General features: G+C 73.9%; 18 protein-coding genes, 1 tRNA gene and 1 other RNA gene. 11 read left to right on the forward strand and 9 right to left on the reverse strand.

Features of this window, described 5'->3' with window-relative positions; genetic code table 11:
- Nucleotides 1-86: 86 nt before the first annotated feature.
- From ACFC2L_RS18865 to ffs, 4 genes are all read right to left on the reverse strand, one after another.
- The gene (locus ACFC2L_RS18865; protein WP_375825886.1) at nt 87-749 is read right to left on the reverse strand and encodes a methionine ABC transporter permease; all 663 of its coding nucleotides are present in this window, start codon (nt 747-749) and stop codon (nt 87-89) included.
- Nucleotides 749-1957, reverse strand: coding sequence for a methionine ABC transporter ATP-binding protein (locus ACFC2L_RS18870; protein WP_375825887.1), 1209 nt, complete (start codon nt 1955-1957; stop codon nt 749-751). The genes ACFC2L_RS18865 and ACFC2L_RS18870 overlap by 1 nt, the downstream gene beginning before the upstream one ends.
- A gap of 181 nt (nt 1958-2138) precedes the next feature.
- Nucleotides 2139-3044 carry a MetQ/NlpA family ABC transporter substrate-binding protein gene (locus tag ACFC2L_RS18875; RefSeq protein WP_375825888.1) on the reverse strand — a complete coding sequence of 302 codons (906 nt, stop codon included), beginning with the start codon at nt 3042-3044 and terminating at the stop codon, nt 2139-2141.
- Between the two features lie 511 nt (nt 3045-3555).
- An RNA gene (gene ffs, locus ACFC2L_RS18880) (signal recognition particle sRNA small type) lies at nt 3556-3652 on the reverse strand.
- 132 nt (nt 3653-3784) lie between these two features.
- Here ffs and ACFC2L_RS18885 point away from each other — a divergent pair.
- Nucleotides 3785-3870: transfer RNA gene (locus ACFC2L_RS18885), tRNA-Ser, on the forward strand.
- A 268-nt stretch (nt 3871-4138) separates the two neighbouring features.
- Here ACFC2L_RS18885 and ACFC2L_RS18890 read toward each other — a convergent pair.
- Nucleotides 4139-5746 (reverse strand): glycoside hydrolase family 6 protein, encoded by a 1608-nt coding sequence (locus ACFC2L_RS18890; RefSeq protein ID WP_375825889.1) that lies wholly within the window; start codon nt 5744-5746, stop codon nt 4139-4141.
- Nucleotides 5747-5914: 168 nt separating this feature from the next.
- On the opposite strand from ACFC2L_RS18890, the gene ACFC2L_RS18895 reads away from it, so the two are divergent.
- The 8 genes from ACFC2L_RS18895 to ACFC2L_RS18930 all read left to right on the forward strand — a co-directional run bounded on the left by ACFC2L_RS18895 (nt 5915) and on the right by ACFC2L_RS18930 (nt 13289).
- Nucleotides 5915-6616 (forward strand): TetR family transcriptional regulator, encoded by a 702-nt coding sequence (locus ACFC2L_RS18895; protein ID WP_375825890.1) that lies wholly within the window; start codon nt 5915-5917, stop codon nt 6614-6616.
- Nucleotides 6613-7548 carry an ATP-binding cassette domain-containing protein gene (locus ACFC2L_RS18900; protein WP_375825891.1) on the forward strand — a complete coding sequence of 312 codons (936 nt, stop codon included), beginning with the start codon at nt 6613-6615 and terminating at the stop codon, nt 7546-7548. Before ACFC2L_RS18895 ends, ACFC2L_RS18900 begins: the two co-directional genes overlap by 4 nt.
- Nucleotides 7545-9224, forward strand: coding sequence for an ABC transporter permease (locus ACFC2L_RS18905; protein WP_375825892.1), 1680 nt, complete (start codon nt 7545-7547; stop codon nt 9222-9224). The genes ACFC2L_RS18900 and ACFC2L_RS18905 overlap by 4 nt, the downstream gene beginning before the upstream one ends.
- Nucleotides 9225-9401: 177 nt before the next feature.
- Nucleotides 9402-10244, forward strand: coding sequence for a hypothetical protein (locus ACFC2L_RS18910; RefSeq protein ID WP_375825893.1), 843 nt, complete (start codon nt 9402-9404; stop codon nt 10242-10244).
- 201 nt (nt 10245-10445) lie between these two features.
- Nucleotides 10446-10742 (forward strand): type II toxin-antitoxin system VapB family antitoxin, encoded by a 297-nt coding sequence (locus ACFC2L_RS18915; protein ID WP_024841670.1) that lies wholly within the window; start codon nt 10446-10448, stop codon nt 10740-10742.
- Nucleotides 10743-10767: 25 nt separating this feature from the next.
- Nucleotides 10768-11418: a LytR C-terminal domain-containing protein gene (locus ACFC2L_RS18920; RefSeq protein WP_375825894.1), complete on the forward strand. Its 651-nt coding sequence runs from the start codon at nt 10768-10770 to the stop codon at nt 11416-11418.
- Nucleotides 11419-11471: 53 nt separating this feature from the next.
- Nucleotides 11472-12080, forward strand: a complete 609-nt coding sequence (locus ACFC2L_RS18925; RefSeq protein ID WP_375825895.1) for a GNAT family N-acetyltransferase — start codon at nt 11472-11474, stop codon at nt 12078-12080.
- 249 nt (nt 12081-12329) lie between these two features.
- Nucleotides 12330-13289, forward strand: coding sequence for a type IV toxin-antitoxin system AbiEi family antitoxin domain-containing protein (locus tag ACFC2L_RS18930; RefSeq protein WP_375825896.1), 960 nt, complete (start codon nt 12330-12332; stop codon nt 13287-13289).
- 87 nt (nt 13290-13376) lie between these two features.
- Here ACFC2L_RS18930 and ACFC2L_RS18935 read toward each other — a convergent pair whose 3' ends face one another.
- From ACFC2L_RS18935 to ACFC2L_RS18950, 4 genes are all read right to left on the reverse strand, one after another.
- Complete coding sequence (locus ACFC2L_RS18935) at nt 13377-14711, reverse strand: uracil-xanthine permease family protein (RefSeq protein WP_375825897.1); 1335 nt, start codon at nt 14709-14711, stop codon at nt 13377-13379.
- Between the two features lie 125 nt (nt 14712-14836).
- Nucleotides 14837-16912, reverse strand: a complete 2076-nt coding sequence (locus ACFC2L_RS18940; RefSeq protein ID WP_375825898.1) for a glycosyl hydrolase — start codon at nt 16910-16912, stop codon at nt 14837-14839.
- Nucleotides 16913-17007: 95 nt separating this feature from the next.
- Nucleotides 17008-17739: an HlyD family efflux transporter periplasmic adaptor subunit gene (locus ACFC2L_RS18945; protein WP_375825899.1), complete on the reverse strand. Its 732-nt coding sequence runs from the start codon at nt 17737-17739 to the stop codon at nt 17008-17010.
- The gene (locus ACFC2L_RS18950; RefSeq protein WP_375825900.1) at nt 17736-19613 is read right to left on the reverse strand and encodes a glycosyltransferase; all 1878 of its coding nucleotides are present in this window, start codon (nt 19611-19613) and stop codon (nt 17736-17738) included. Before ACFC2L_RS18950 ends, ACFC2L_RS18945 begins: the two co-directional genes overlap by 4 nt.
- Before the next feature lie 670 nt (nt 19614-20283).
- Between ACFC2L_RS18950 and ACFC2L_RS18955 the strand changes: the two genes are divergently transcribed.
- Complete coding sequence (locus ACFC2L_RS18955) at nt 20284-20937, forward strand: RNA polymerase sigma factor (RefSeq protein ID WP_375825901.1); 654 nt, start codon at nt 20284-20286, stop codon at nt 20935-20937.
- Nucleotides 20934-21923 (forward strand): hypothetical protein, encoded by a 990-nt coding sequence (locus tag ACFC2L_RS18960; protein WP_375825902.1) that lies wholly within the window; start codon nt 20934-20936, stop codon nt 21921-21923. Before ACFC2L_RS18955 ends, ACFC2L_RS18960 begins: the two co-directional genes overlap by 4 nt.
- Nucleotides 21924-22086: the final 163 nt, after the last annotated feature.

Raw genomic sequence — 22086 nt, forward strand, 5'->3', positions numbered from 1 at the left:
GAGCGCCGCGAGATCGACCTGAACGTCCGAGATCGACCCTCAGGAGGTCGATCTGGGGACGTACGGGTCGATCTCGGCGGGGGGGGTCAGCGGTGCAGCGCCTTGCGGGCCAGCCAGTTGCCCAGGAGCTGGGCGAGCTGGACGATCGCGATCATGATGAGGACCGTGACGATGACGACGCCCCAGTTGTAGCGCTGGTAGCCGAACCGGAGGGCGAAGTCGCCCAGGCCTCCGCCCCCGATGAGCCCGGCGATCGCCGACATGTCGAGCACCGCGATGAACAGGAACGTGTACCCGAGGATGAGGGGTGCGAGCGCCTCGGGGACGAGGACCGTCGCGATGATGCGCCACGACGACGCGCCCATCGCCCGCGCCGCCTCGACGACGCCCGGGTCGATCCCCACGAGGTTCTGCTCGACGATGCGGCTCGTGCCGAACGCCGTCATGACGGACAGCGGGAAGATGAACGCCTCGGTGCCGAGCGTCGTCCCGACCACCTGCAGCGTCACGGGGCCGAGCAGCGTGACGAAGATGATGAACGGGATGGGCCGGACGATGTTCACGAGCACGTTGAGCACGCCGAAGACCCAGCGGTTCTCCAGCAGGTTGCCGCGCCGGGTCACGTAGAGCGCGATGCCGAGCGCGAGGCCCGCGAGCCCGCCCGTGAGCAGGGCGACCGACACCATCTGGAGGGTCTGCCCGAACGACTCGACCAGCTTCGGCCACAGGAGCTCCCAGTCCCCGTTCATCAGCGTCCTCCGAGGTTGCCGTGGCGGAAGAGGGTCTCGCGGTCGGACCCGTACGGGTCGCCCAGGTCGCCGCCCGCGTCGTCGGGCGCGTCCCCGCCGCCCGGGTCGGCGTCGAGCCGCGCGACGCGCGGGTCGTCGAGGGGCTGGGCCGCGGTCCCCAGGTCCACGACGTCGGCGCGCTCGGCGAGCGCGAGGAGGAACGGGGCGATGCGGTCCTCCGGGGCGTCGAGCTCGACGGTCAGCGACCCGAACGGGCGCTCCCCCACCTCGGAGATGCCGCCGTAGACGACGGACCCGTCGACGTCGTGCTCGCGCAGCAGGCGGAACAGGTCCGACCCGGTGTGCGCGCCCTCCCGTACTCCGACCGTGACGAGCCGGCCCGGGTGCCGCTCGCGCAGGCGGGCGAGCGTCTCGCGCGACGGGCGGTCGTGCAGCGCGGTGCCGACGAACCGCTGCGCGGCGTCGGCGCTCGGCGCGGAGAAGACGTCGTACACGTCGCCCGTCTCGACGACCTTGCCGTGCTCCATCACCGCGACGCGGTGGCACGTCGAGCGCACGACCTCCATCTCGTGCGTGATGACGACGATCGTGATGCCGAGCTCGGCGTTGACGCGCCGCAGGAGCGCGAGGACCTCGCGCGTCGTCTCGGGGTCGAGCGCGGACGTCGCCTCGTCGGCGAGGAGGATCGTGGGCTGCGCCGCGAGCGCGCGGGCGATGCCGACGCGCTGCTTCTGCCCGCCCGAGAGCTGGCGCGGGTACGCCTTCGCCTTGTCGGCGAGGCCGACGAACGCGAGGAGCTCCGCGACGCGCGCGGCCCGCTTCTCGCGCGGCCAGCCGGCCACCTTGAGCGGGTAGGCCACGTTCCCGGCGACCGTCCGGGACGACAGCAGGTTGAACTGCTGGAACACCATGCCGATGCGCGAGCGCACCTCGCGCACGCGGCGCTCGGACAGGCCGGTGATCACCTGGCCGTCGACGACGACCTCGCCGCTCGTCACCGTCTCGAGCGCGTTGACGAGCCGCACGAGCGTCGACTTCCCGGCGCCCGAGTAGCCGATGACGCCGAAGATCTCGCCGCGGCGGATGCTCAGCGAGACGTCGTCGACGGCGTGCACGACGGCGTCGCCCTCGCCGAACGTCTTGCTCACGTGGCGCAGCTCGATCGCGGGCTGCACGTCACCGCCCTCGTCGTGGGGGACGTCGGTCACGTCGGTTCCTCTCGTCGGAGGCCGGGCCTCCGGGCCGGGGCCGCCTGTGCGCCTGGGGTCACCAGGTGGGTCGTCGGGGCCGCCTGTCGGGGTGTGCCGCTCGCCTGCCATCGTCCTCCCCCGGGCACGACGGCGCGCGAGGGCGGACGCGACGTGCGCGCCCGCCCTCGCAGCGACGGCATCAGGAGTTGCGGATGTCGTCCTCGATGCCGGCGAGGATCTCCTGGAGCTCGGCGGGCGAGTTCTCCTTGATGACGGCGGTGCCGCCCGAGGCCTTCTTCTCCGCCTCGACGACCTCCGGCGAGTGGGAGATCGCGACGAGCTTGAGCAGCGTCTCGTCGTCCTTGTCCTCCGCCCGCGCGACCCAGACGTTGATGTAGGGCTTGGCGGCGTCGGAGTCGGGGTCGTCCTGGAAGAGCGCGTCCTCGGGCGTGAGGCCCGCATCCTCGACGAAGTCGTTGTTGATGATCGACGCGTCGACGGACTGGAGCTGGATGGGCGTCTGCTCCGCCGCGACCGGCGTCACCGTCACCTTGGAGGTCGGGAGCACGTCGATCTCGGTCGAGAGCGAGCTCCCGCCGTCCTTGAGCTCGACCAGCCCGGCCTCCTGCAGCACGAGGAGCGAGCGGGCGAGGTTCGTCGGGTCGTTCGGCACGGCGACCTGGCCGCCGTCGGGGATCTCCTCGAGCGACGTGTGCTTGGAGGAGTACAGGCCGAGGGGGTAGACCGCGGTCGCGCCGATCGGCGTCAGGTCCTCGCCCGCGTCGACGTTGTAGCCCGCGAGGAACTGCAGGTGCTGGAACTGGTTGACGTCGAGCTCCCCCTGCGTCACCGCCGGGTTCGCCTGCGTGTAGTCCTGGAGGTCGACGAGCTCGATCTCGATGCCCTCGGCCTCGGCCTGCTCCTGGAACACGGCCCACTTGTCGTCGGACGCACCGACGACGCCGACGCGGATCGGGTCCGCGGCGTCGCCGCTCGCGACGCCGCCCGAGGTGTCGTCACCACCGCCGCAGGCGGTGAGGGTGAGGGCGGCCGTCGCGGCGATCGCGGTCCAGGTCAGACGCTTGCGGGTGGTCGAGAACGACATGGGGGTTCCTTCCGGTGGCGGCGGCGTCGGTCACGGGTGGCGACCGGCACGGCCGGGGTGCAGGGACGGCCCTGCGAGGGGTGGGGTTCTGGGTGCTTCCGGCGGGCCATCAGCCACGCGGCGAGCGGGGGCGGCGTCGTCAGGACGACGCGGCAGGTGCGGCGCAGGTCTCCCTGCGGGTCACGACGGCGTCAGCAGCCGCACATTCGCCCGGTGCGCACGCCACGACAGCACGACGTGCCGGCGCAGGACGCTGCGCTCGGGGTCGTGGTGGCGACGTGGTTCCGGATCATGCCGACATCATGAGCACGCCGACGCCCCGCGCGCCAATCTCCGGGCCGGATCGTCCATCATATGGACGCGAAATTGGTCGCATGGCGAGAATTCGTCGGGAGGAACCGGGAGATACCGGGCGCCAGGCGCCGCCGTGGCACCCGTCTCGCTCTCGGTCAGAGAGATCTGCGCCACACCCGCGACGGCGTGACGGCGAGCCGGGTCCCGGCCGGAGACAGCAAAGGACCCCCCGCACACCCACCAGAGCTCACCTACCCTTGCTGCCTTCCGGCCCTGGGGGAGTTCGGCGAGATGATGCCGCACGAGGGGTCTGCGCCCACCCTAGCCCAGGTCGGCGCCCCACCCGAAACCCGGTCGGGCGCGGGGCGATTCGGCCCGGGCGCCGCCGTCCGGTATCCTCGTTGCGCTGCTGTCGGTGCGCCCCGTGCGCGTCGGCCGTCGCACCAGGAGGATTCGCCTAGTGGCCTATGGCGCACGCTTGGAAAGCGTGTTGGGTTAACAGCCCTCGGGGGTTCGAATCCCCCATCCTCCGCAGACCGAAGGGCCCGCCGCACTCGCGGCGGGCCCTTCGTCGTCGTCCGTCGCACCACGCCCGGACGCCAGGACCGAAAAGGCCCGTCGCACGAGTGCGACGGGCCTCTCGACGTCCCGACGGTCCGACGCGCCGGGACGTGGCGCCGGCGGTGCCGCCGACGGCTACCCCCAGCCTACGGGTGTCTGGCCCGGAACGGCAGGGGTCTCTCGTCCCCAGTGCCCGTGATCTCCGCGACGCGCGTCGCGCGGGGCCCCGCGGCGAGGGGTCAGACGACGTGGCACGGGCGCCCCCCGAGGGTCACGAGCTGCGGGTCGGCACCCGGCGCGCCCGACGCGACGAAGCCGAAGGTCGCGGTCGCGCCGGGCCGCACGGTCGCGTTCCACGACAGGCTGTGCGCGGTGACGGCGGCGCCGTCCCGGCTGGCCTGCGCGCCCCACACGTCGGTGAGCCGCTGGTCCCCGTCGGGGGTCCAGCGCAGCTCCCACCCGTCGAGCGGCGCCGTGCCGGTGTTGCGGAGCTCGACCTGGGCGATGAAGCCGCTGCCCTTCTTGCCCTGCCACGTCCCGTGGACGGTGTACGCGACCTCGCAGGTCGGGCGCTCGACGGGCGGCACGGCGAGCGCGAGGAGCTCCGCGGCCTGCTCGACGAACCACTGCCCCGCGGCGGGGTCCTCGATGCCGCGGGCCGGGTCGAGCGGGCCGCCGGTGCCCCGGTAGCACTTGCCGTCGGACTCTCCCGGCACCTTGATCCACAGGTACGCGTCGACGAACGGGTCGCCGGTGTCCGTCGTGGGTCGCTCGCCGAGCCCGCGGTCGGGCGGGTTGCACCACACCTCGGGGTCGGCGTAGACGCCGGCCGGCGCCGTCCACGGCCCCTGGCCGTTGCGGCTCGTGTCGACGACGACGTGCGGCTGCGCCGCGGGGTCGCGCACGACGCCCGTGTCGACGTACGCCTGGGCGTACGCGGCGTCGGTGAGCCCCCACGTCGAGACGTCGTCCGGGTTCGCCGGGTAGTACTGGCTCGCGCACCACGCGGGCTCCCACCAGCTGTTCACCGACAGGTGCACGCAGTCGCTGATCCACGTCCCGTACTTCACGAGGCGCTCGGTCTCGACGTAGTTCGACGCGTTGACGAACACGCCGTCGGCGCGCTCGACGCCCGCCTTGATCAGGCGGTCGGTGATGTCGCCGACCCCGAGCCACCCGGAGTGCGTCCCGTCGAGGTAGACGGACGTGCCGGGCAGCGCGGTGAGCGCGTCGACGGCGTGGTTGAGCTGGACGAACCGGTCCGCCGCGGCGGTCTCCGGGTCGAGCTCGGCAGGCCGGCACCACTCGGGGTTGCCGTTGATGTCGGTGTACCAGGGGATGATCCCGAGCCCGTCCGGCTCGAGGATCACGATCGCCGGGTCGTCGCCGATCCCCTCGGCGAGGGCGTCCACCCACGCCGTGTAGGCGGCCGTGTCCGCGGCGCCGCCCGCGGAGTACTGCGCGCAGTCGCGGAACGGCAGGTTGTAGACGACGACGGTCGGCACCGACCCGTCGGCCGCGGCCGCCCGGACGACGGACGCGACGTCGTCGCGCACCTCGTCGGGTGCGCCGCCGGTGAACCACGAGGCCGACGGGAAGGACCCGAGGAGCTGGGCGTCGGCGCGGGCCTGCCCGGTGAGCGAGGCGGCGGCCTGGAGGGTCGTGGAGAACGGGTCTACGTAGAGGCGGGTCTCCGGCCCGACGGCGTCGTCCGCCGCGGGGACGGCCGCAGCCGGGGCGGCGGCGGGGGTCGGGACGGGGGCGGCGCCGGCGCTGCCGGCGGCGGCGAGCAGGGGGCTCGCGAGCGCGAGGGCAGCGACGGTGGACAGGACGGCACGACGTCTCATGCGGATCTCCTTCGATCGACACGGGGTGCGGGACGAGCGATGGAAGCGCTCCCATCGCGTCGTGGCCTCCACTCAACCGGCCCCCGCCACCCACGTCAAGGGCCACGGGCCGACAGAGCGCTCCCTCGCGGGTGGACACCCGTTGAACGGGTGTTTAGTCTATTGAACGTGCGTTCAGACCAGCCTTCGCCGACCGACCGCGGCCGCCCCGCGCCGTCGGGCACCGACGACCTCACGACCCGCGCCCGCATCCGGGACGCCGCCATCTCGCGCTTCGCGCGCGACGGGTTCGGCGCGCCGCTGCGCACCATCGCCGCCGACGCGGGCGTGAGCGCCGCGCTCGTCGTGCACCACTTCGGCTCCAAGGACGGGCTGCGCCGCGCGTGCGACGACTACGTGTTCGACGCGGTGCGCGCCGCCAAGACCGACGCCATCTCGCCGCAGGACCCCGCGGCGGGCCCGATGGGACTGTTCGCGCAGCTCGCCGGGATCGAGGACTACGCGCCCGTGTTCGAGTACACGCTGCGCAGCCTCCAGGCGGGCGGGGACCTCGCGCGGTCGTTCGTCGAGCACCTCACGCAGGTCACGCTCGAGTACATGGCGTCGGGCGTCGCCGCGGGCGTGATCCGCCCGAGCCGCGACGAGGCGGCCCGCGCGCGCTACCTCGTCTCCCTCTCCCTCGGGTCCCTGCTCGTCGACGGGGCGCTGCGCGAGCGGACCGAGCCGCGCGACCCCGAGGCCGACCTGCGCGAGTACGTCGAGCGCGTGATGCTCCCCGCGCTCGAGGTCTTCACCGAAGGACTCTTCGTCGAGACGACCCTGCTCGACGCCTACCTGCAGCACACCACCCACCAGGAGGAGACGCGATGACGAGCACGACCCCCGCCGTCGAGGTGCACGACCTGCGCAAGGCCTTCGGTCACGTGCAGGCGCTCGACGGCCTCGACCTCACCGTCCGCGCGGGCGAGGTCGCCGGGTTCCTCGGACCGAACGGCGCGGGCAAGTCGACCACCATCCGCGTGCTGCTCGGGCTGCTGCGGCCCGACTCCGGCAGCGCGCGGCTGCTCGGCAGCGACCCCTGGCACGACGCCGTCGACCTCCACCGGCGCCTCGCCTACGTGCCGGGCGACGTGAGCCTGTGGCCCAACCTCACCGGCGGCGAGGCGATCGACCTGCTCACCCGCCTGCGCGGGAGCGTCGACCCGCAGCGCAAGAAGCTGCTGCTCGACCGCTTCGAGCTGGACCCGTCCAAGAAGGCGCGCACCTACTCCAAGGGGAACCGGCAGAAGGTGGCGCTCGTCGCGGCGTTCGCGTCCGACGTCGAGCTGCTCGTCCTCGACGAGCCCACGTCGGGCCTCGACCCCCTCATGGAGTCCGTGTTCACGCAGTGCGTGCGCGAGGTGACCGCCGAGGGCCGGTCCGTCCTGCTCTCGAGCCACATCCTGGCCGAGGTCGAGAAGCTGTGCGACACGGTGACGATCATCCGCGCGGGACGCACGGTGCAGTCCGGGACGCTCTCCGAGCTCCGGCACCTCACGCGCTCGTCGGTCACCGCCGTGACCGGGCACGACCCGGCGGCGCTCGACGCGCTCGACGGCGTGCACGACCTCGTCGTGGAGCCCGGCGCGGACGGCACGCGGGCGCGGTTCGACGTCGACAACGACCGCGTCGAGGCCGTGCTGCGCGCGCTCACCGACCTCGGCCTGCGCTCCGTCACGGTGAACCCGCCCTCGCTCGAGGAGCTGTTCCTGCGCCACTACGGCGACGAGCTCGCCGTGCTCGACGGGGCGGGCGCGCTGTGAGCGCCCCCGGGACCGCCCGCACGGCCGCACCACCACGCGGGCGGCGCGCCGCCGCCGTCGCGCCCGAGCCGCACCGGCGGGGCCGCGCGGCCACCGGCTGGACCACGCTGCTGCGCTTCGTCCTGCGGCGCGACCGCGTCCGCATCCCCGTGTGGACGGCGTCGATCGCGCTCCTCTTCGGGTACGCGGCCGTCGCGCTGGACACGCTCTACCCGACCGCGGCCGACCGCCAGGCGCGCGCGGCGCTCGTGTCCAGCCCCGCGGGCATCATGCTGTCCGGGCCCCAGTACGGGATCGAGGACTACACGCTCGGCGCGATGATCGCGAACGAGATGGCGCTCACCGTCATGGTCGCCGTCGCGATCATGAGCATCTCGCTCGTCGTGCGGCACACGCGCGCCGAGGAGGAGACGGGCCGGGCCGAGCTCGTGCGGGCCGGGGTCGTCGGGCGCCACGCCCCCGCGACCGCCGCGTTCGTCGCCGCGCTCGTCGCGAACGCCGCCATCGCGCTCGCGACGGGGGCCGTCCTCGTCGCGACCGGGCTCGCGGCCGTCGACTCGTTCGCGCTCGGCGCCGCGGTGGGCGTCACGGGCCTCGTGTTCGCCGCCGTCGCGGTCGTGACGAGCCAGGTGACCGAGCACGCGCGCGCCGCGAGCGGCCTCGCGCTCGCCGTGCTCGGCGTCGCGTTCCTGCTGCGCGCGGTCGGCGACGTCCAGGAGGAGCACGGGAGCTGGGTCTCGTGGCTCTCCCCCATCGGCTGGGCGCAGCAGATCCGCGCGTTCGTCGACCTGCGCTGGTGGCCGCTCGGCCTGTCGGTCGCGCTCGTCGTGCTGCTCCTCGCCCTGGGCGCGGCGCTCGCCGCGCGGCGCGACCTGGGTGCCGGCCTGGTCCCGCCCCGCGCGGGGCGCCCCGTCGCCGCCGGGTGGCTCGCGAGCCCGCTCGCCCTCGCGTGGCGCCAGCAGCGCGCGTCCGTGCTCGCGTGGGGCGTCGGGGTGGGCGTCACCGCGCTCGCGTGCGGGACGTTCGTCGACTCCGTGGGCGACATGGTCGCCGACAACCCCGAGATCGCGCAGATGCTGGGCGACGCCACCGACCTCGTGGGCGGGTTCGTCGCCGTCATGGCCCTGTTCCTCGGGCTCGGCGCGGGCGGGTTCGCCGTCGCGTCGGCCCAGCGGGCCCGCGGCGAGGAGACGGCGGGGCGGCTCGAGCCCGTGCTCGCGACCGGGGTCGGGCGCGTGCGGTGGCTCGGCGGCCAGCTCGTCGTGACGCTGCTCGGGACGTCGGTGCTGCTCGTCGTGAGCGCGCTCGGGCTGTGGCTCGGCGCGCTGAGCGTCGGGGAGGACGCCTTCGGGCTCGGCGACTACCTCGCCGCGTCGTTCGCGTACCTCCCGGCGATCGCGGTCGTCACGGGCGTCGCCGTCGCCGCGTTCGGGTCGCGCCCGGTCCTCGCGTCGCTCGCCTGGGCGCTCCTCGCGTACTCGTTCGTCGTGACGATGTTCGGCGCCCTGCTCGACCTGCCGTCGTGGGCCAGCGGGGTCTCCCCGTTCTGGCACGTCCCCCAGCTCCCGGGCGCAGACGTCGAGCCGTGGCCGTTCGTCTGGCTCACGCTCCTCGCCGTCGCGCTCGTCGCGCTGGGCCTGGCGGGCTTCCGCCGCCGCGACGTCCCCCGCCCCTGACGCCGCGGCAGAGCCCCGGCACCACGAGGTAGAGCCCTGGTAACGCGAGGTGGAGGTCTGGTCGACCCGTGCCCCTGACCACGCCTCTACCTCGGCGGACCGGGGCTCTACCTCGCGTCGGCGTCGGGGCGTCCGGCTAGGCTCGGTCCACTGTGCCCGACCACGGAGGTGACGGTCATGTCCACGCCCGACCAGAGCGACGCGACGCGCTCGGCCAGGGCCACCCTGCACGAGTGGGTCGCCGCGATCCCCACCCAGGAGCCGAGCCGGGGGCCGGACGGCGCGTCGGGCGTCCCCGACCCGCGCACGTGGGTCGCGGCGCTCGCGCTCGAGGGGACGTGGCTCGGTCTCTACCAGGACGCGTACGCGCTCACGGAGGCCGAGTGGGAGGACCTGCTCGGCGACCTCTCCCGGTACGCGGACGTGCGTCCGCCCGCGAGCGCCGTCGTCTTCCGCGACGTGGACCTCGACGAGGACCCGTTCCGCGACGACGAGCGCCCGCTCGTGGACGCCGTCCTGCGGGTCGCGCTCGAGGAGGGCGTCGAGAACCTCACGCTCGCTGCGGTCGCACGCCGCTGCGACCGCAGCGAGTCCACGCTGCTGGCGATGTTCGGCGACGCGGAGACGCTGGTCGACGACGTCGCGCTCGAGGTGCTGCAGTCCGGGTTCGACGACCTCTCGCCGCTGCGCCTCGACCCGTCGCGCGCGGCGGTGGCCGCGTCGGTCGCGGCGCTGGACGACTCGCGCAAGGCCGCGGCACTCCTGCGCCTGTACGCGCTGGGCGGGGTCGCGCGCGACGACGTCCCGGAGGGGCAGCACGAGGTGCACGCGCTCGTGCTGCGCGCGTGGCGCGAGGAGGGCGCGCCGTCGTCGCTCGTGCTCGCCGCGCTCGCGTGCGACGGCTGGCGCGCGGGCGAGCTGCAGCGGGCGCTGCTGTTCCCGCCCGCGCTGCCGGGTGCGGTGGTGCGCGAGCTGGCGCGCCTCGTCGACGACGCGGCGGGTCACTCCTCGAACCGGTAGCCGGCGCCGAGGCTCCTGACGAGCTGCACCTCGGCCGCTGCCCGGGCCGGTGGACACGTCTGCGGGCTCGCCCGACGGTCAGTACGGTGCTCGCCGACGCGAAGGACGCGGGTGCTCCTCGTGGGGAGATCGTGACGACCGCGTGACCGACACCCCGACGACCTGGGCGTGGGCCGCCGTCGGGCCTCTAGGATGTCCCGCATGATCTTCAAGGCCGTCGGCGACGGGCGCCCCTACCCGGACCACGGCCGGGTGACCGCCCGCGACTGGGCCGAGGTGCCCCCGCGTCAGGTGCGCCTCGACGAGCTCGTCACCACCAAGCGCACGCTCGACCTCGACGCGCTCCTCGCCGAGGACTCGACGTTCTTCGGCGACCTCTTCGCGCACGTCGTCGAGTACGAGGGCGTCCTCTACCTCGAGGACGGGCTGCACCGCGCCGTGCGGGCCGCGCTCCAGCAGCGCGCCATCCTGCACGCCCGCGTCCTGACCGTGCGATGAGCGCGGGGTCCGGTAGGTTTCTGGCGTGACCACCCGCCCCGACACCGCGCGCACCGAGCGGCGCCGACGCATGCACGAGCGCCAGGCCGTCGTGTTCGGGCTGCTCATCGCCGCGCTCGCCGTCGTCGGGCTCGGCGCGCTGGCCGTGTACACGGGGGCGATCGAGGCACCGTTCGACCGGCCGCTGTCGTCACCCGAGGCGGTCGACGACCTCGCGCACGTCGAGGTCCCCTGCCTCCCCGAGGGCACCCTCCCCGTGGCGACCGGCGACGTCCAGGTCAACGTCTACAACGCGTCCGGCAAGGACGCCCCCCTGGGTCGCCTGAACGAGGACCTCCTCACGTCGCGCGGCTTCGCGGTGATCTCCACGGGCAACGCGCCGGACCTGGACGGCGACGGGAAGTCGGACGTCATGGCGCAGACGCAGATCCACTTCGGGGCCGCCGGCCTCGCGCAGGCGTACACGCTCGCCGCGCACTACGACGACCCCGGCCTCGTGCTCGACGCGCGCGAGGACGCCACCGTCGACCTCTACGTGGGCGCCGACTTCGAGGACGTCGTGGACCCCGAGCTCGTCGGCCTGTCCGGCGACGTACCGCTCGAGAGCCGCACCGGGTGCGTCGCGATCGAGGAGATCACCCCCCAGCCGCTGCCCGTGCCGCCCGCGGAGGGCTGAGCACGTCCTTCGCCCGGCGCCCGCCGAGCCCTCACGACCGCCGAACGGTACCCATGAGCACCCTGCCCCTCCGGCCCGCCCGGACCACCGACCCCGACGAGGTCGACCGCCTCTACGAGATCTGCCTGCGGACCGGCGCGTCCGGCGCGGACGCGACCGCGCTGTACACCGACCCGAGACTGCTCGGCGAGGTCTACCTCGGGGCGTACCTCGCCCTCGAGCCGTCGCTCGCGTTCGTCGTCGAGGTCGACGGCGTGGCCGCGGGCTACGTGCTGGGGGCGCGCGACACCACCGCGTTCGAGGCACGGTCCGAGCGGGAGTGGTGGCCCCCGCTGCGCGAGAGGTACCCCCTCGGCAGCTTCCCGGAGGGCTCGCGCGACGAGGCGCTGGTCCGCCAGATCCACCGTCCGCACCGCACCGACCCGTCCGTGCTCCGCGACTACCCCGCGCACCTCCACGTCGACCTGCTGCCCGCCGCGCAGGGCGGCGGCAACGGCCGCCGGCTGATGGACGCGCTGTTCGACGCCCTGCGCGCCGCCGAGGTCAAGGGCGTCCACCTCGGCGTCGCAGAGGACAACGTCTCCGCGATCGGCTTCTACGAGCACCTCGGCTTCACGCGCCTCGACGTCCCGGAGGGCCTGGTCCTGGGCCTCCGCCTCTGACCCGGCCCCCGCCGAACCTGGGATCGCTCCTCACGTGCGGCTCGTCCTGGGGAGAGATCCCGTGTTGGCGCCGAACCCTGGGTCTCTCCCCACCGCCGCGCGCGTCTGAGGAGCGATCCAGGGGTCGACACTCCCCCGCGAGGCGGAACCTGCCTCGCCGGTTTCCACAGTCCCTTCGTTCGAGGGTTCCGTCCACAGGGCCGTCCGGTGGGCTCCTCCGACGACGCCAGGTGCGCTGGGATGCGACCCATGCCGCCTCGTTCTCCGGTACCGCAAGCCATCCGCGCCGTCGCCGCCCAGCAGGAGTCGCTCATCTGCACGAGGCAGTGCCTCGACGCCGGGATCGGCCCGAACGTGCTGACCCGCCTCGTCCGCTCGGGGTCATGGGCACGGATCACCGCCGGCGTGTACGACCTCGACCCGACACCCCCGCCCACCCGGCCGCCTGACTCCCGACGCCGCCGTGCTGCCTGGGCAGCGCTGCTCGCCTTCGGCCCCGAGGCGATCGCCGTCGGACCGTGCGCGCTCGCGTTGCTCGGCGTTGCCGGCCTGCCCTCACGCGTCGTCCCGCAGGCGACGTTGCCCGGTGCTCGCGGGCTCGAGTCCCGCGACGGCATCCGCCTGCGCATGTTCGACGACGGGATGACGGTCGTGCGGGTGGGCGACCGGTACGTCGCGGCCCCCGAGTGGGCTCTGGCCCAGGCGGTGCCCGAGCTCGACCGGCCCTGGGCCGTGTCGGTCATGGACTCGGCTCTCCATCTCGGGCTGGTGTCGACCGAAGGTCTCGACCGCGCGCACGACCACGCCCGTGGTCGTCGGGGTGTCGCGCGGACGCACTCGTGGTGGGAGCTCGCGGACTGTCGTGCGGAGTCACCGTTGGAGACCTGGGTACGGCTCGACTGCCTCGATGGCGGCGTCCCGCCGGACACGCTCCAGGTCCCGTTGGTCGGGTCGAGCGGGCGGGAGCGACGCGGCGACCTGGGATGGCTGCTCGACGACGGCCGCTGGGTCGTCGCCGAGGCCGACGGCGCGGAGTTCCACGACACGCCGAGCGCGGCCTTCGCCGACCGGGAACGGCACAACGACCTCGTGACCGCCGACGTCGCAGCGGTGCTTCGGTTCACCTCCGCCGACACGCGCGTGCCGGGCCGCGCCGCGACCACGGTCCACCGCGCGCTCCTGTCGACGGGACGCCGTCGTGCCGCGTGACGCCAGGACGCCGAACCCGGGACCACTCCCCAGCGAAGGCTTCAGTTGGGGAGAGATCCCGGGTTCGGCATCAGCGCGGACCGTTCGTCAGCGGGCGTCCTCGATCGTGTCGTGGACGATCGGCTCGTCGCCGCCGGGGGCCGACGCCGGGCTGGCGGGCTCCTGGGTCGTGCCGCGCCACCGCGCGATGTTCCGCATGAGGTGGTAGATCACGAGCGCCGCGGCGGTGCCGAGCGCGATGCCCTCGAACGTCAGGTCGCCGACGGCCCAGGTGAAGTTGGCGATGCCGATGACGAGCGGCACGGCGGCGGTCGTGAGGTTGACGGGGTTGGAGAAGTCGACCTTGTTCTGCACCCAGATGCGCGCACCGAGGATGCCGATCATGCCGTAGAGCATCGTCGCCGCCCCGCCCAGGACGCCGGCGGGGATGGTCGCGATGAGCGCGCCGAACTTCGGCGAGAGCGAGAGCACGAGCGCGGTCGCCGCCGCGACCCAGTAGGCCGCGGTCGAGTAGACGCGCGTCGCGGCCATGACGCCGATGTTCTCGGCGTACGTCGTGGTGCCCGACCCGCCGCCGACGCCCGCGAGCGTCGTCGCGACGCCGTCCGCGAGGAGCGCGCGCCCGGTGAGGTCGTCGAGGTTCTTGCCGGTCATCGCCGCGACCGACTTCACGTGCCCGACGTTCTCCGCGATGAGCACGAGCACGACCGGGACGAACAGGCCGAGCACGGCGACGTCGAACGTGGGCGTGACGAACTCGGGGAGCCCGATCCAGTCGGCCTGGCGCACCGCGTCGAACGACACCTCCCCTTGGATCACGGCCACGACGTAGCCGACGATCACGCCGACGAGGATCGAGAGGCGCCCGATGATCCCCTTGAACAGGACGCTGACGAGGATGATCGCGGCCAGCGTGACGACGGCCGTGACCGGCGCCTGCTGGAAGTTCCCCCACGCCGCGGGGGCGAGGTTGAGGCCGATGAGCGCGACGATCGTGCCGGTGACGATCGGCGGCATGACGATGTCGATCCACCGCGCGCCCGCGACGTGCACGAGCAGGCCGACAGCGGCGAGCACGAGGCCGGTGACGAGGATGCCGCCGACGGCCACCGACTGGCCCTGCGACGCGGTCGCGGCGCCGATCGGGGCGATGAACGCGAAGCTCGACCCGAGGTAGCTCGGCAGGCGGTTGCCGGTGATGAGCAGGAACCCGACGGTACCGATCGCGGAGAAGAACAGCGTCGTCGCGGGCGAGAACCCGGTGAGCAGCGGCACGAGGAACGTCGCGCCGAACATGGCGACGACGTGCTGCATACCGATCCCGATGGTCCGCGGCCAGGTCAGCCGCTCGTCGGGGTCGACGACGTCCCCCGGCGCGACCGTCTTCCCGTTCCCGTGCAACCGCCACCCGATGGCGCTCATGTCTCTCCCGTCCGTGAAGTTCGTGTGAAGACCCCCGGAGCAGGGTAGTGCCAGTGCCGAACCCGGGGTTCCTCCTCGCGCGAGCGGTCCGGTGAGGAACGACCCCGGGTTCGGCGTCGATGGTCCTACGCCGCGGCGTGCACCAGGAGCCACGCGAGGAGGTAGCTGCGGGTGTTGCCGTCGTCGATGCGTTCCTCCGGGAGGGTGCGGGCGACGTCCAGGGCGGCCGCGGCGTCGTCCGGGCCCGCGAGCGCCGCGTACATGAGGAGCTGGTCGCCGAACAGCACGTCCCACGTCGCCGGGTCGTCGCGCGGGCCGGCGAGCGCCTCGTCGATGTTGGCCCGGATGCGCTCCGGGTCGCCCCCGAGGTACCCGGCGACGGGCTGCATCGGCAGCACGAGGATGCCGAGCATCGCGCTCGGCTCGGCGCTGAACCACGTGGCCCAGTCGCGCTTCCCGCCCCACACGAGCGACGTCACGGTGTGCCCGAACCCGTCGATCGCCGGGTCGTCGCGGTCGAAGTCGGTCCAGTACGCGCGCGCCGACGTCGCCTCGGCGGACAGCAGCCAGCGCGCCTGCGCCTCGAGCGCCGCATTCCCCGACGCCTGCGCCCACAGCGCCAGCCCGTTCCACGCGGACACCGCCTCGGACGCGGACTCCTGGTTGTTCCCGTCCGCGAAGGGCGCGTACCCCGACGCCCACGAGTGGCCGGCGTACGCGTCGAACGCGCGCAGCGCCGGGAAGTCCTCGTCGCCCGCGCCGGACGCGACGTCCGCGGCGAGCAGGTCGAGCACGGGCGCGAGGTCCGCCGCGAGCGCCGGGTCGTCGGCTGCGACGACGCCCGCGGCGTAGAGGAAGTACCCGTAGTGGAAGTGGTGGTCGTTGAGCTCGTCCGAGCCGAACGACGGCGTCCGCCCGACGACGCTGCGCACCTCGGGGTCGTAGACGAAGCAGCGCGCGTCGCGTCCCGCGCACCCCGCGGGCTCGGCCCACTCGCGCAGCGCGGCCGAGAGGTCGTCGCGCAGCGGAGCCGCGACGTCGTCGAGCCCGAGCTGTTCGGCGAGCACGAGCAGGTTCGCGTCGCGCGCGAGCGCCTTGCCCCCGAAGTACGTGTCCGACGGCACCTCGAGAGACCCCGCCTCGAGCGCCGCGGCGTCGGCCCGCACCTGCTGGGCGAGCTCCGTCGTCTCGTCCTCGCCCAGCCCGGAGAGGTCGAGCGCCCCGGCGGGTTCGACGGCGGGACTCGACCAGGCGAGCGTGCTCGCCGTGCACACGTCGACCGTCCCGAGCACGGTCGCGTAGGTGCCCAGGCCGCACGACGCGCCGTCGCTCTCGCGCTGGTGCGGCAGCCGCACGACGACGGTCCCCGGCCCGGGCTCGTCACCTCCGGTCTCGTAGGTGATCGCCGTGGTGGCGGCGTCGTCGGCCACGCCGTACGCGAGGGTCGTGCCCGTGACGGGGTGCGCGGCCGTCTCGGCGAGCGCCGCGACGGCACCGTCCGGGGCGCCGTCGGGCACGGGGAACCACGCGACGGAGTCGCCCGCGGCGAGGTCGAGCGAACGACCGTCGTCGGACAGCGCGCCCTCCGCCCCGACCAGCACGTACTCGCGTCCGCCCGCCTCGGTCGTGACGAGCCCGTCCTCCGCCGCGTCGAACGCGACGGTGAGCGCCGCGGTCCGGTCCGTCGCCGCGGTGTACCGCAGGACGGGCGACCCCTCGACGAGGGCCACCGTCCCCAGGACGGAGCCTGCGTCGTCGAGCAGGTCGAGGGTGACGGATGCGGTGTCGTAGGCGGTGACCTCGACCGACTCCGCCCCGACGTCCACGCCGACCCGCGGCACGAACGGGCCGAGGATCGACTGCTCGGTGACCTCGACGTCGGGCAGGCCGAACGCGAACCCGCCGTCGGTCACGCCGAACGCGAGCGGCACGGGGAACACCGGAAGCGGCTCGTCGCCGAACGCCAGCCCGGAGAACCAGCGGTTGGTCGGCGGGACCAGGCCGTCCGCGAGCCGGGCTGTGGGCATCGGAGCGACCGACTCCTGCGGCAGGATCGACAGGTCGACGTCGGGGACGGTGCCGGTCAGGTCAGCGGCGGGGTGCCCGACGGCGGAGCCCGCCCCGGGCGGCCCCGTCGCCCCGGGCGACACGTCCGTCTCGAGCAGCCCGCACCCGGTGACGAGCGCTGCCGATGCGAGCACCGCCGCGACCACCCGGCCCCGAGATCGGCCCGAGCGTCCCAGATCGACCTTCGGGAGGTCGATCTCGTGACGCACGGGTCGACCCCGGCGGGGCGTCACAGCCCCACCTTGCGGAGGAACTCGCCGAACGACTCGTCGACCCCGGCGAGCGGGCCGTCGTCGTGCAGCTCGATGCTCGCCGTGACGGGCGTGCCCGACGCGACGAGGCCGTGCTCGGCCCCGCGCACGAGCGCGTCGCTCGTCACCTCGATCGTGGCCTCCGCCTGGTTGGCGGTGTTCTGCACCGCGACCGACGCGACCTCGCCCGCGACCTCCGCCTGGTTCGGCAGGACCACCGTGACCTCCGCGCCCTGGCGGACGCGTGCGAAGTCGCTCGGGTCGAGCGTCAGACGGGCGTCGACGAACAGCGACCCCTCCCGCTCGAGCGACGCGACGACCTCTCCCGCCTGGACGAACCCGCCCTCGCGGGCCGCGACGTGGGTGACGACGGCGTCGTAGGGAGCGACGAGCGTGATCGTCCCGTCGGGCGCCACCTGGTACGCGGACGTGTCCGCGCTGACGAGCCCGAGCGCGATGTCGTGCTGGAGCGTCAGGCTGCTCACGGTGAACAGGGGGTCGCCCGCGGCGACCTCGTCCCCCTCGGCGACCTCCGCCGCGGTGACGGTCCCCGCGTAGTCGCTGCCGACGTCGAGCACCTCCGCCCGGATGGTGGCCGTCGTGCTCGTCGCCTGCCCGAGGCGCCGGTTCATCACGAGCGTGAGCGCCGCGCACACGAGCACCACCACGAGCAGCCCGCCCACGAGGCGGAACCGGTTCGACCAGGTCATGCGACACCTCCGAGGGGACCGTGCGTCTCGAGGTGAGACGACAGCGTGGCGGCGGGGAGTGCGGACGACGCCGGGTGACTCGACCTCGAGGCGGCGGGGAGGGGAGGCCGCGCCGGGTCGGGGCGGGTCTGGCGGGAGGCGCCGAGGGACGAGGTGCCGGATGGTAGACCCGGCGCGGCCTCCCCTCCCCGCCGCCGGACGGAACGCACAGCACGCCGCGAAGCACGCGACTCACGCCCAGCCGTCACGACGAACGCCCCGAGGATCAGAGTGTTGGTGACGTTCCACGCGAGCGCGAGGCTCGGCATCGGGTCGCCCCACTCCTTCCAGACCCCCACCACCGACGTCACGAGCAGGAACGCGAAGAACAGCACCTGCGGGATCATGTAGTTGAACGGCGAGGAGACCTTTCCCTTGCTCCCGGTCACGTGCCACGCCTGCTCCTTGCCCGTCAGCGCGTTCCACATAGCCTTGGTGTAGATCGGGAACGACACGGACGCGAGCATGAGCACCTCCCACCGGAACGACCCGAGCGTGAAGAACGCGATGGCGATCTGGAGGACGTAGAACCCCGCGTAGTAGAGCAGCCACGTGCCCCACGAGATGGTGAGGTTCATGGGTGTGAGGTCGAGGTAGATCTGGAGCGGCGGCACGAGCAGCAGCACGAGCGGCGCGATGCCCGCGAGGTAGTGCGTCGCGGTGACGGTGTACTGGAGCCGCTGGTCGAGCGTGAGGGTGCGGCGCGGGCTGAGCGGGTTGTGCTGGAGCAGGATCTCGAACCCGCCGGTCGCCCAGCGCAGCTGCTGCTTGGTGTACGCCTCGACGGTCTCGGGGGTGTCGCCGACGGCGAGCGTCGTGGGGATGTAGATCGTGCGCCACCCGCGCTCGTGGAGCATGAGCGACGTCCACACGTCCTCCGACTTGGAGTCGGTGTGCATGCCGCCGATGTCGTCGATCGCGGCACGGCGGAAGATGACGTTGGTGCCGACGCAGAACGCGGCGTTGAACCGGTTCCGGCCGGGCTGCACGAACCGGTAGAAGACGGCCTGCATGTACCCGGCGCCGCGCGAGATGAGGTTGTCGAGGTTCCCGTACGTCTGGGGGGTCTGGACGAACGCGACGTCGTCCTTGACGAAGAACGGCACGGTCTCGACGAGGAGCTCCGGCCTCGCGACGAAGTCGGCGTCGAGGATGACGAAGAAGTCGCCCTTGGCGATGGCGAGCGCGTGGTTGACGTTGCCGGCCTTCGCGCCGTTGCTCGACAGGCGCCGCACGTAGCGTGCGCCGAGCTGGGCGGCGAGGTCGCGCACGTCGTCGGACCGGCCGTCGTCGAGCACCCACGTGCGGTGCGTGCCGCGCAGCGCGACGGCGGCGCGGACCGTGCGCGCGATGGTGTCGAGGTCCTCGCCGTAGGTCGTGATGAGGACGTCGACGGCGACGGGGCGGTCGTGGAGGTAGAGGTTCCAGCGCGTCGGGTCGTCCTCGGCGCCGTCCCGGATGATCTCGGGGACGTCGAACAGGCGGTCCTTGGCGTGGTGGAACGAGAACCCGCGCGGGTCGTGCCCGCTCGACAGCACGGTCCACATCGCCAGCAGCGCCTGGGCGACGAGCACCGTCTCGGCCGTGATGACCATGACGTAGGGCAGCGTGTCGCCGCGGTTCGCGGGGTTGAGCAGGAACACCGCGTACGCGACGACGCCGAGCGTCGCGAGCAGCATGATCATGACGAGCGACGGCGAGCGCGCGGCGGAGTTCTCGTCGCGCGGCGGGCCGGTCGGACGGTCGGCGTTGGCCCGCGGGCCGAACGGGGCGGGCCGCACGTGCTGCGTGCGGCGCGGGGTGACGACCAGGCGGTCGAACTCGGATACGGCCATCGCGGGTCCTCGGCTCTCGACGGGTCCCGTGCAGGACCCCGGGGGTCGGGCAGTGGACGGGGGAGTCGGCGGGCAGATGCCGGCCGGCTCCCGAGCCCGGGTGCGGCGACGTCGTCGGCGTCGTGAGTGCGTGCGTGGCACTTCTGTCGAGCCCCCTGCCAGGCGCCCTCGCGCGGAGGTGCCCGGAGACGGATCGAGGTGGCCCGCTCGGAGCGGGCCACCTCGTCGTCTGCGCCGAAGGTAGCGGTACGAGGCGGTCGTTGTCACGGGTCGCGCGAGCGGTGGCCGCCACCGCCTCGGCGCGTGGCAGCGAATGTGAACGGACCGGTCGAGACCCGGCGCTGCACCGTCCTCGCGGCCCGGATCGTTGGCGCGGCGCCGCTCCCGTCCCCGCCCGACGCCGTCCCGCCCCACGCGGTGAACGCTCACCCGAGCGGCGGTCCGCACGGCCCGGAAACGCACCGTTCACGGACGGAAACGGAGAATTCACGGCGCCGACGCTCCGCACGTCCGACGGGTGGACGCCCCGGAGGGCGAGCCGGCCGTCCACAGAGATCGCGCCGCCACGCACCGAGGGACGGTCACCGCTACCGCACCGGGAGGGTGTAACGCACCGGCGAGCACCGGACATGAGACGGTCGTCCACGTCGCCCGGTCGAGAGGACCCCGGATGCCCGCCCCTGACCGCCCGCCCGAGCGGACCCCGTCGGCCCCACCGCCGGACGAGGACCGCGCGGCCCGGTTCACCGCCCTGTTCGAGGCCACGCACCGTCCCCTGCTCGCCTACGCGGTGCGACGCGTGGCCGACCCGTCCGACGCCGCCGACGTCGTCGCCGAGGCGTTCCTCGTCGCCTGGCGACGCATCGACGACGTCCCGGTCGGGGACGACGCGCGACCGTGGATGTTCGGCGTCGCACGCCGGGTCCTGGCCAACCTCCACCGGGGCGCGCGGCGCCGGCTCGCCCTCGCCGACAGGCTCCGCGCCGAGGTCGCGGAAGCGGTCCCGCCGCCGACCGGCGAGGTGAGCGACGTCGAGCGCGCGCTCGCGCTGCTCGGCCCCGACGACCAGGAGCTGCTGCGCCTCGTCGCGTGGGAAGAGCTCGCGCGCGACGAGATCGCCCTGGTGCTCGGCATCTCGCGCGCCGCGGTCCGGGTGCGCCTGCACCGGGCGCGCCGGCGGCTGGCCGAGCAGCTCGACGGACTCGTGGCGCCCGGCGCACCCGGCGCACCGGCGTCAGCGCCGCAGCGGAAACGGGACGACCCGACCGGACACGTGGTCACCGGGTGGGGACGACCCCGCCCCGGAACCGAGGAGGCACGATGACGGACCCGATGATGCAGCTGCGCAGCGTAGACCCGGCCCGGCGTGCGGGTCTCGGTGCCGTGGACGAGGCGGCGTTCGCCGCCCTGCGCGAGGAGATCCTCATGACCACCACGCTCGATACGGCGACCACCGCACCCGCCGCACCCCCGTCACGTCGTCGACGGCTCGGGCGCCGCGGCGCGGTCGCGCTCGGACTGGCCACCGTGCTCGCGGGCGGCGGCGTCGCGTACGCGGCGGTCCAGGCGTTCCGCGGCTCGTCGGGCGAGGGGGTCACCTGCGTGAGCGCCTGGAGCCCCGACGTCGCCGACGGGCTCGACGTCGACGCGGCCGGGCCCTGGCTCACCGGCGACCCGTACGCGGACTGCACCACGCTCCTCGCGGAGCAGGGCCTGCCGCCGATCGAGGACCCGGTGGCCTTCGCCTGGGACGGCCAGACGTACGTCGCCCCGGCCGACCAGGTGCCCGACGGCGTCGAGCGGCTCGAGGGCCGCTCGGCGGTGGACCCCGCCGTGGTCGAGCTGCAGCAGAGCGTGACCGACCGGGTCGACGGCGGGGCGAGCACGTGCCGCACCGTCGCCGAGGGTGTCGCCTGGGCCGAGGACGAGCTCGACCGGCTCGGCCTGGACGACTGGTCCGTCGAAGAGCGGGACGCGCTGCCCGAGCCGGTGGGCGAGGCGCAGGTCTGCGCGGAGGTGGCGGTCGACGTCGGCGGGCGCGCGATCGTCGTCGGGGGGACGACGGGCTCGGACGGGATCCTGGAGGACCCGCTGGTCGCCGGGATCGTGGCAGCGCTGAGGAGCGGGATCACCGACCGGTGCGTCTCGCTCGACGAGGCCCGGGTCGTCGCCGACGACGCCCTGACGGCGGTCGACGGCCCGTTCCCGACGACGAGCGTGCCGGACGAGAGCGTCACCTGTGCACGCGTCGACCTGGTCGTCGGCGGCAGCTTCCAGGCCACCGTCTACGGGCCGACCACCGCCGGCTGAGCGACCACCGCCCGGTCGACGCCAGCCGCGCTGGTGGGGCCGCACCCCTCCCCGGGGGGGGGGGGGGGGGCCCCGCGCCGCGGGGGGGGGGGGGGGGGGCGCGGGGGGCCCCCCCCCCCCCCCGCCCCGCGGCGGGCGCGGGGGGGGGGGGGGCGCGGGGCGC

Source organism: Cellulosimicrobium sp. NPDC055967 (genome assembly GCF_042269845.1).
GTDB lineage: Bacteria > Actinomycetota > Actinomycetes > Actinomycetales > Cellulomonadaceae > Cellulosimicrobium.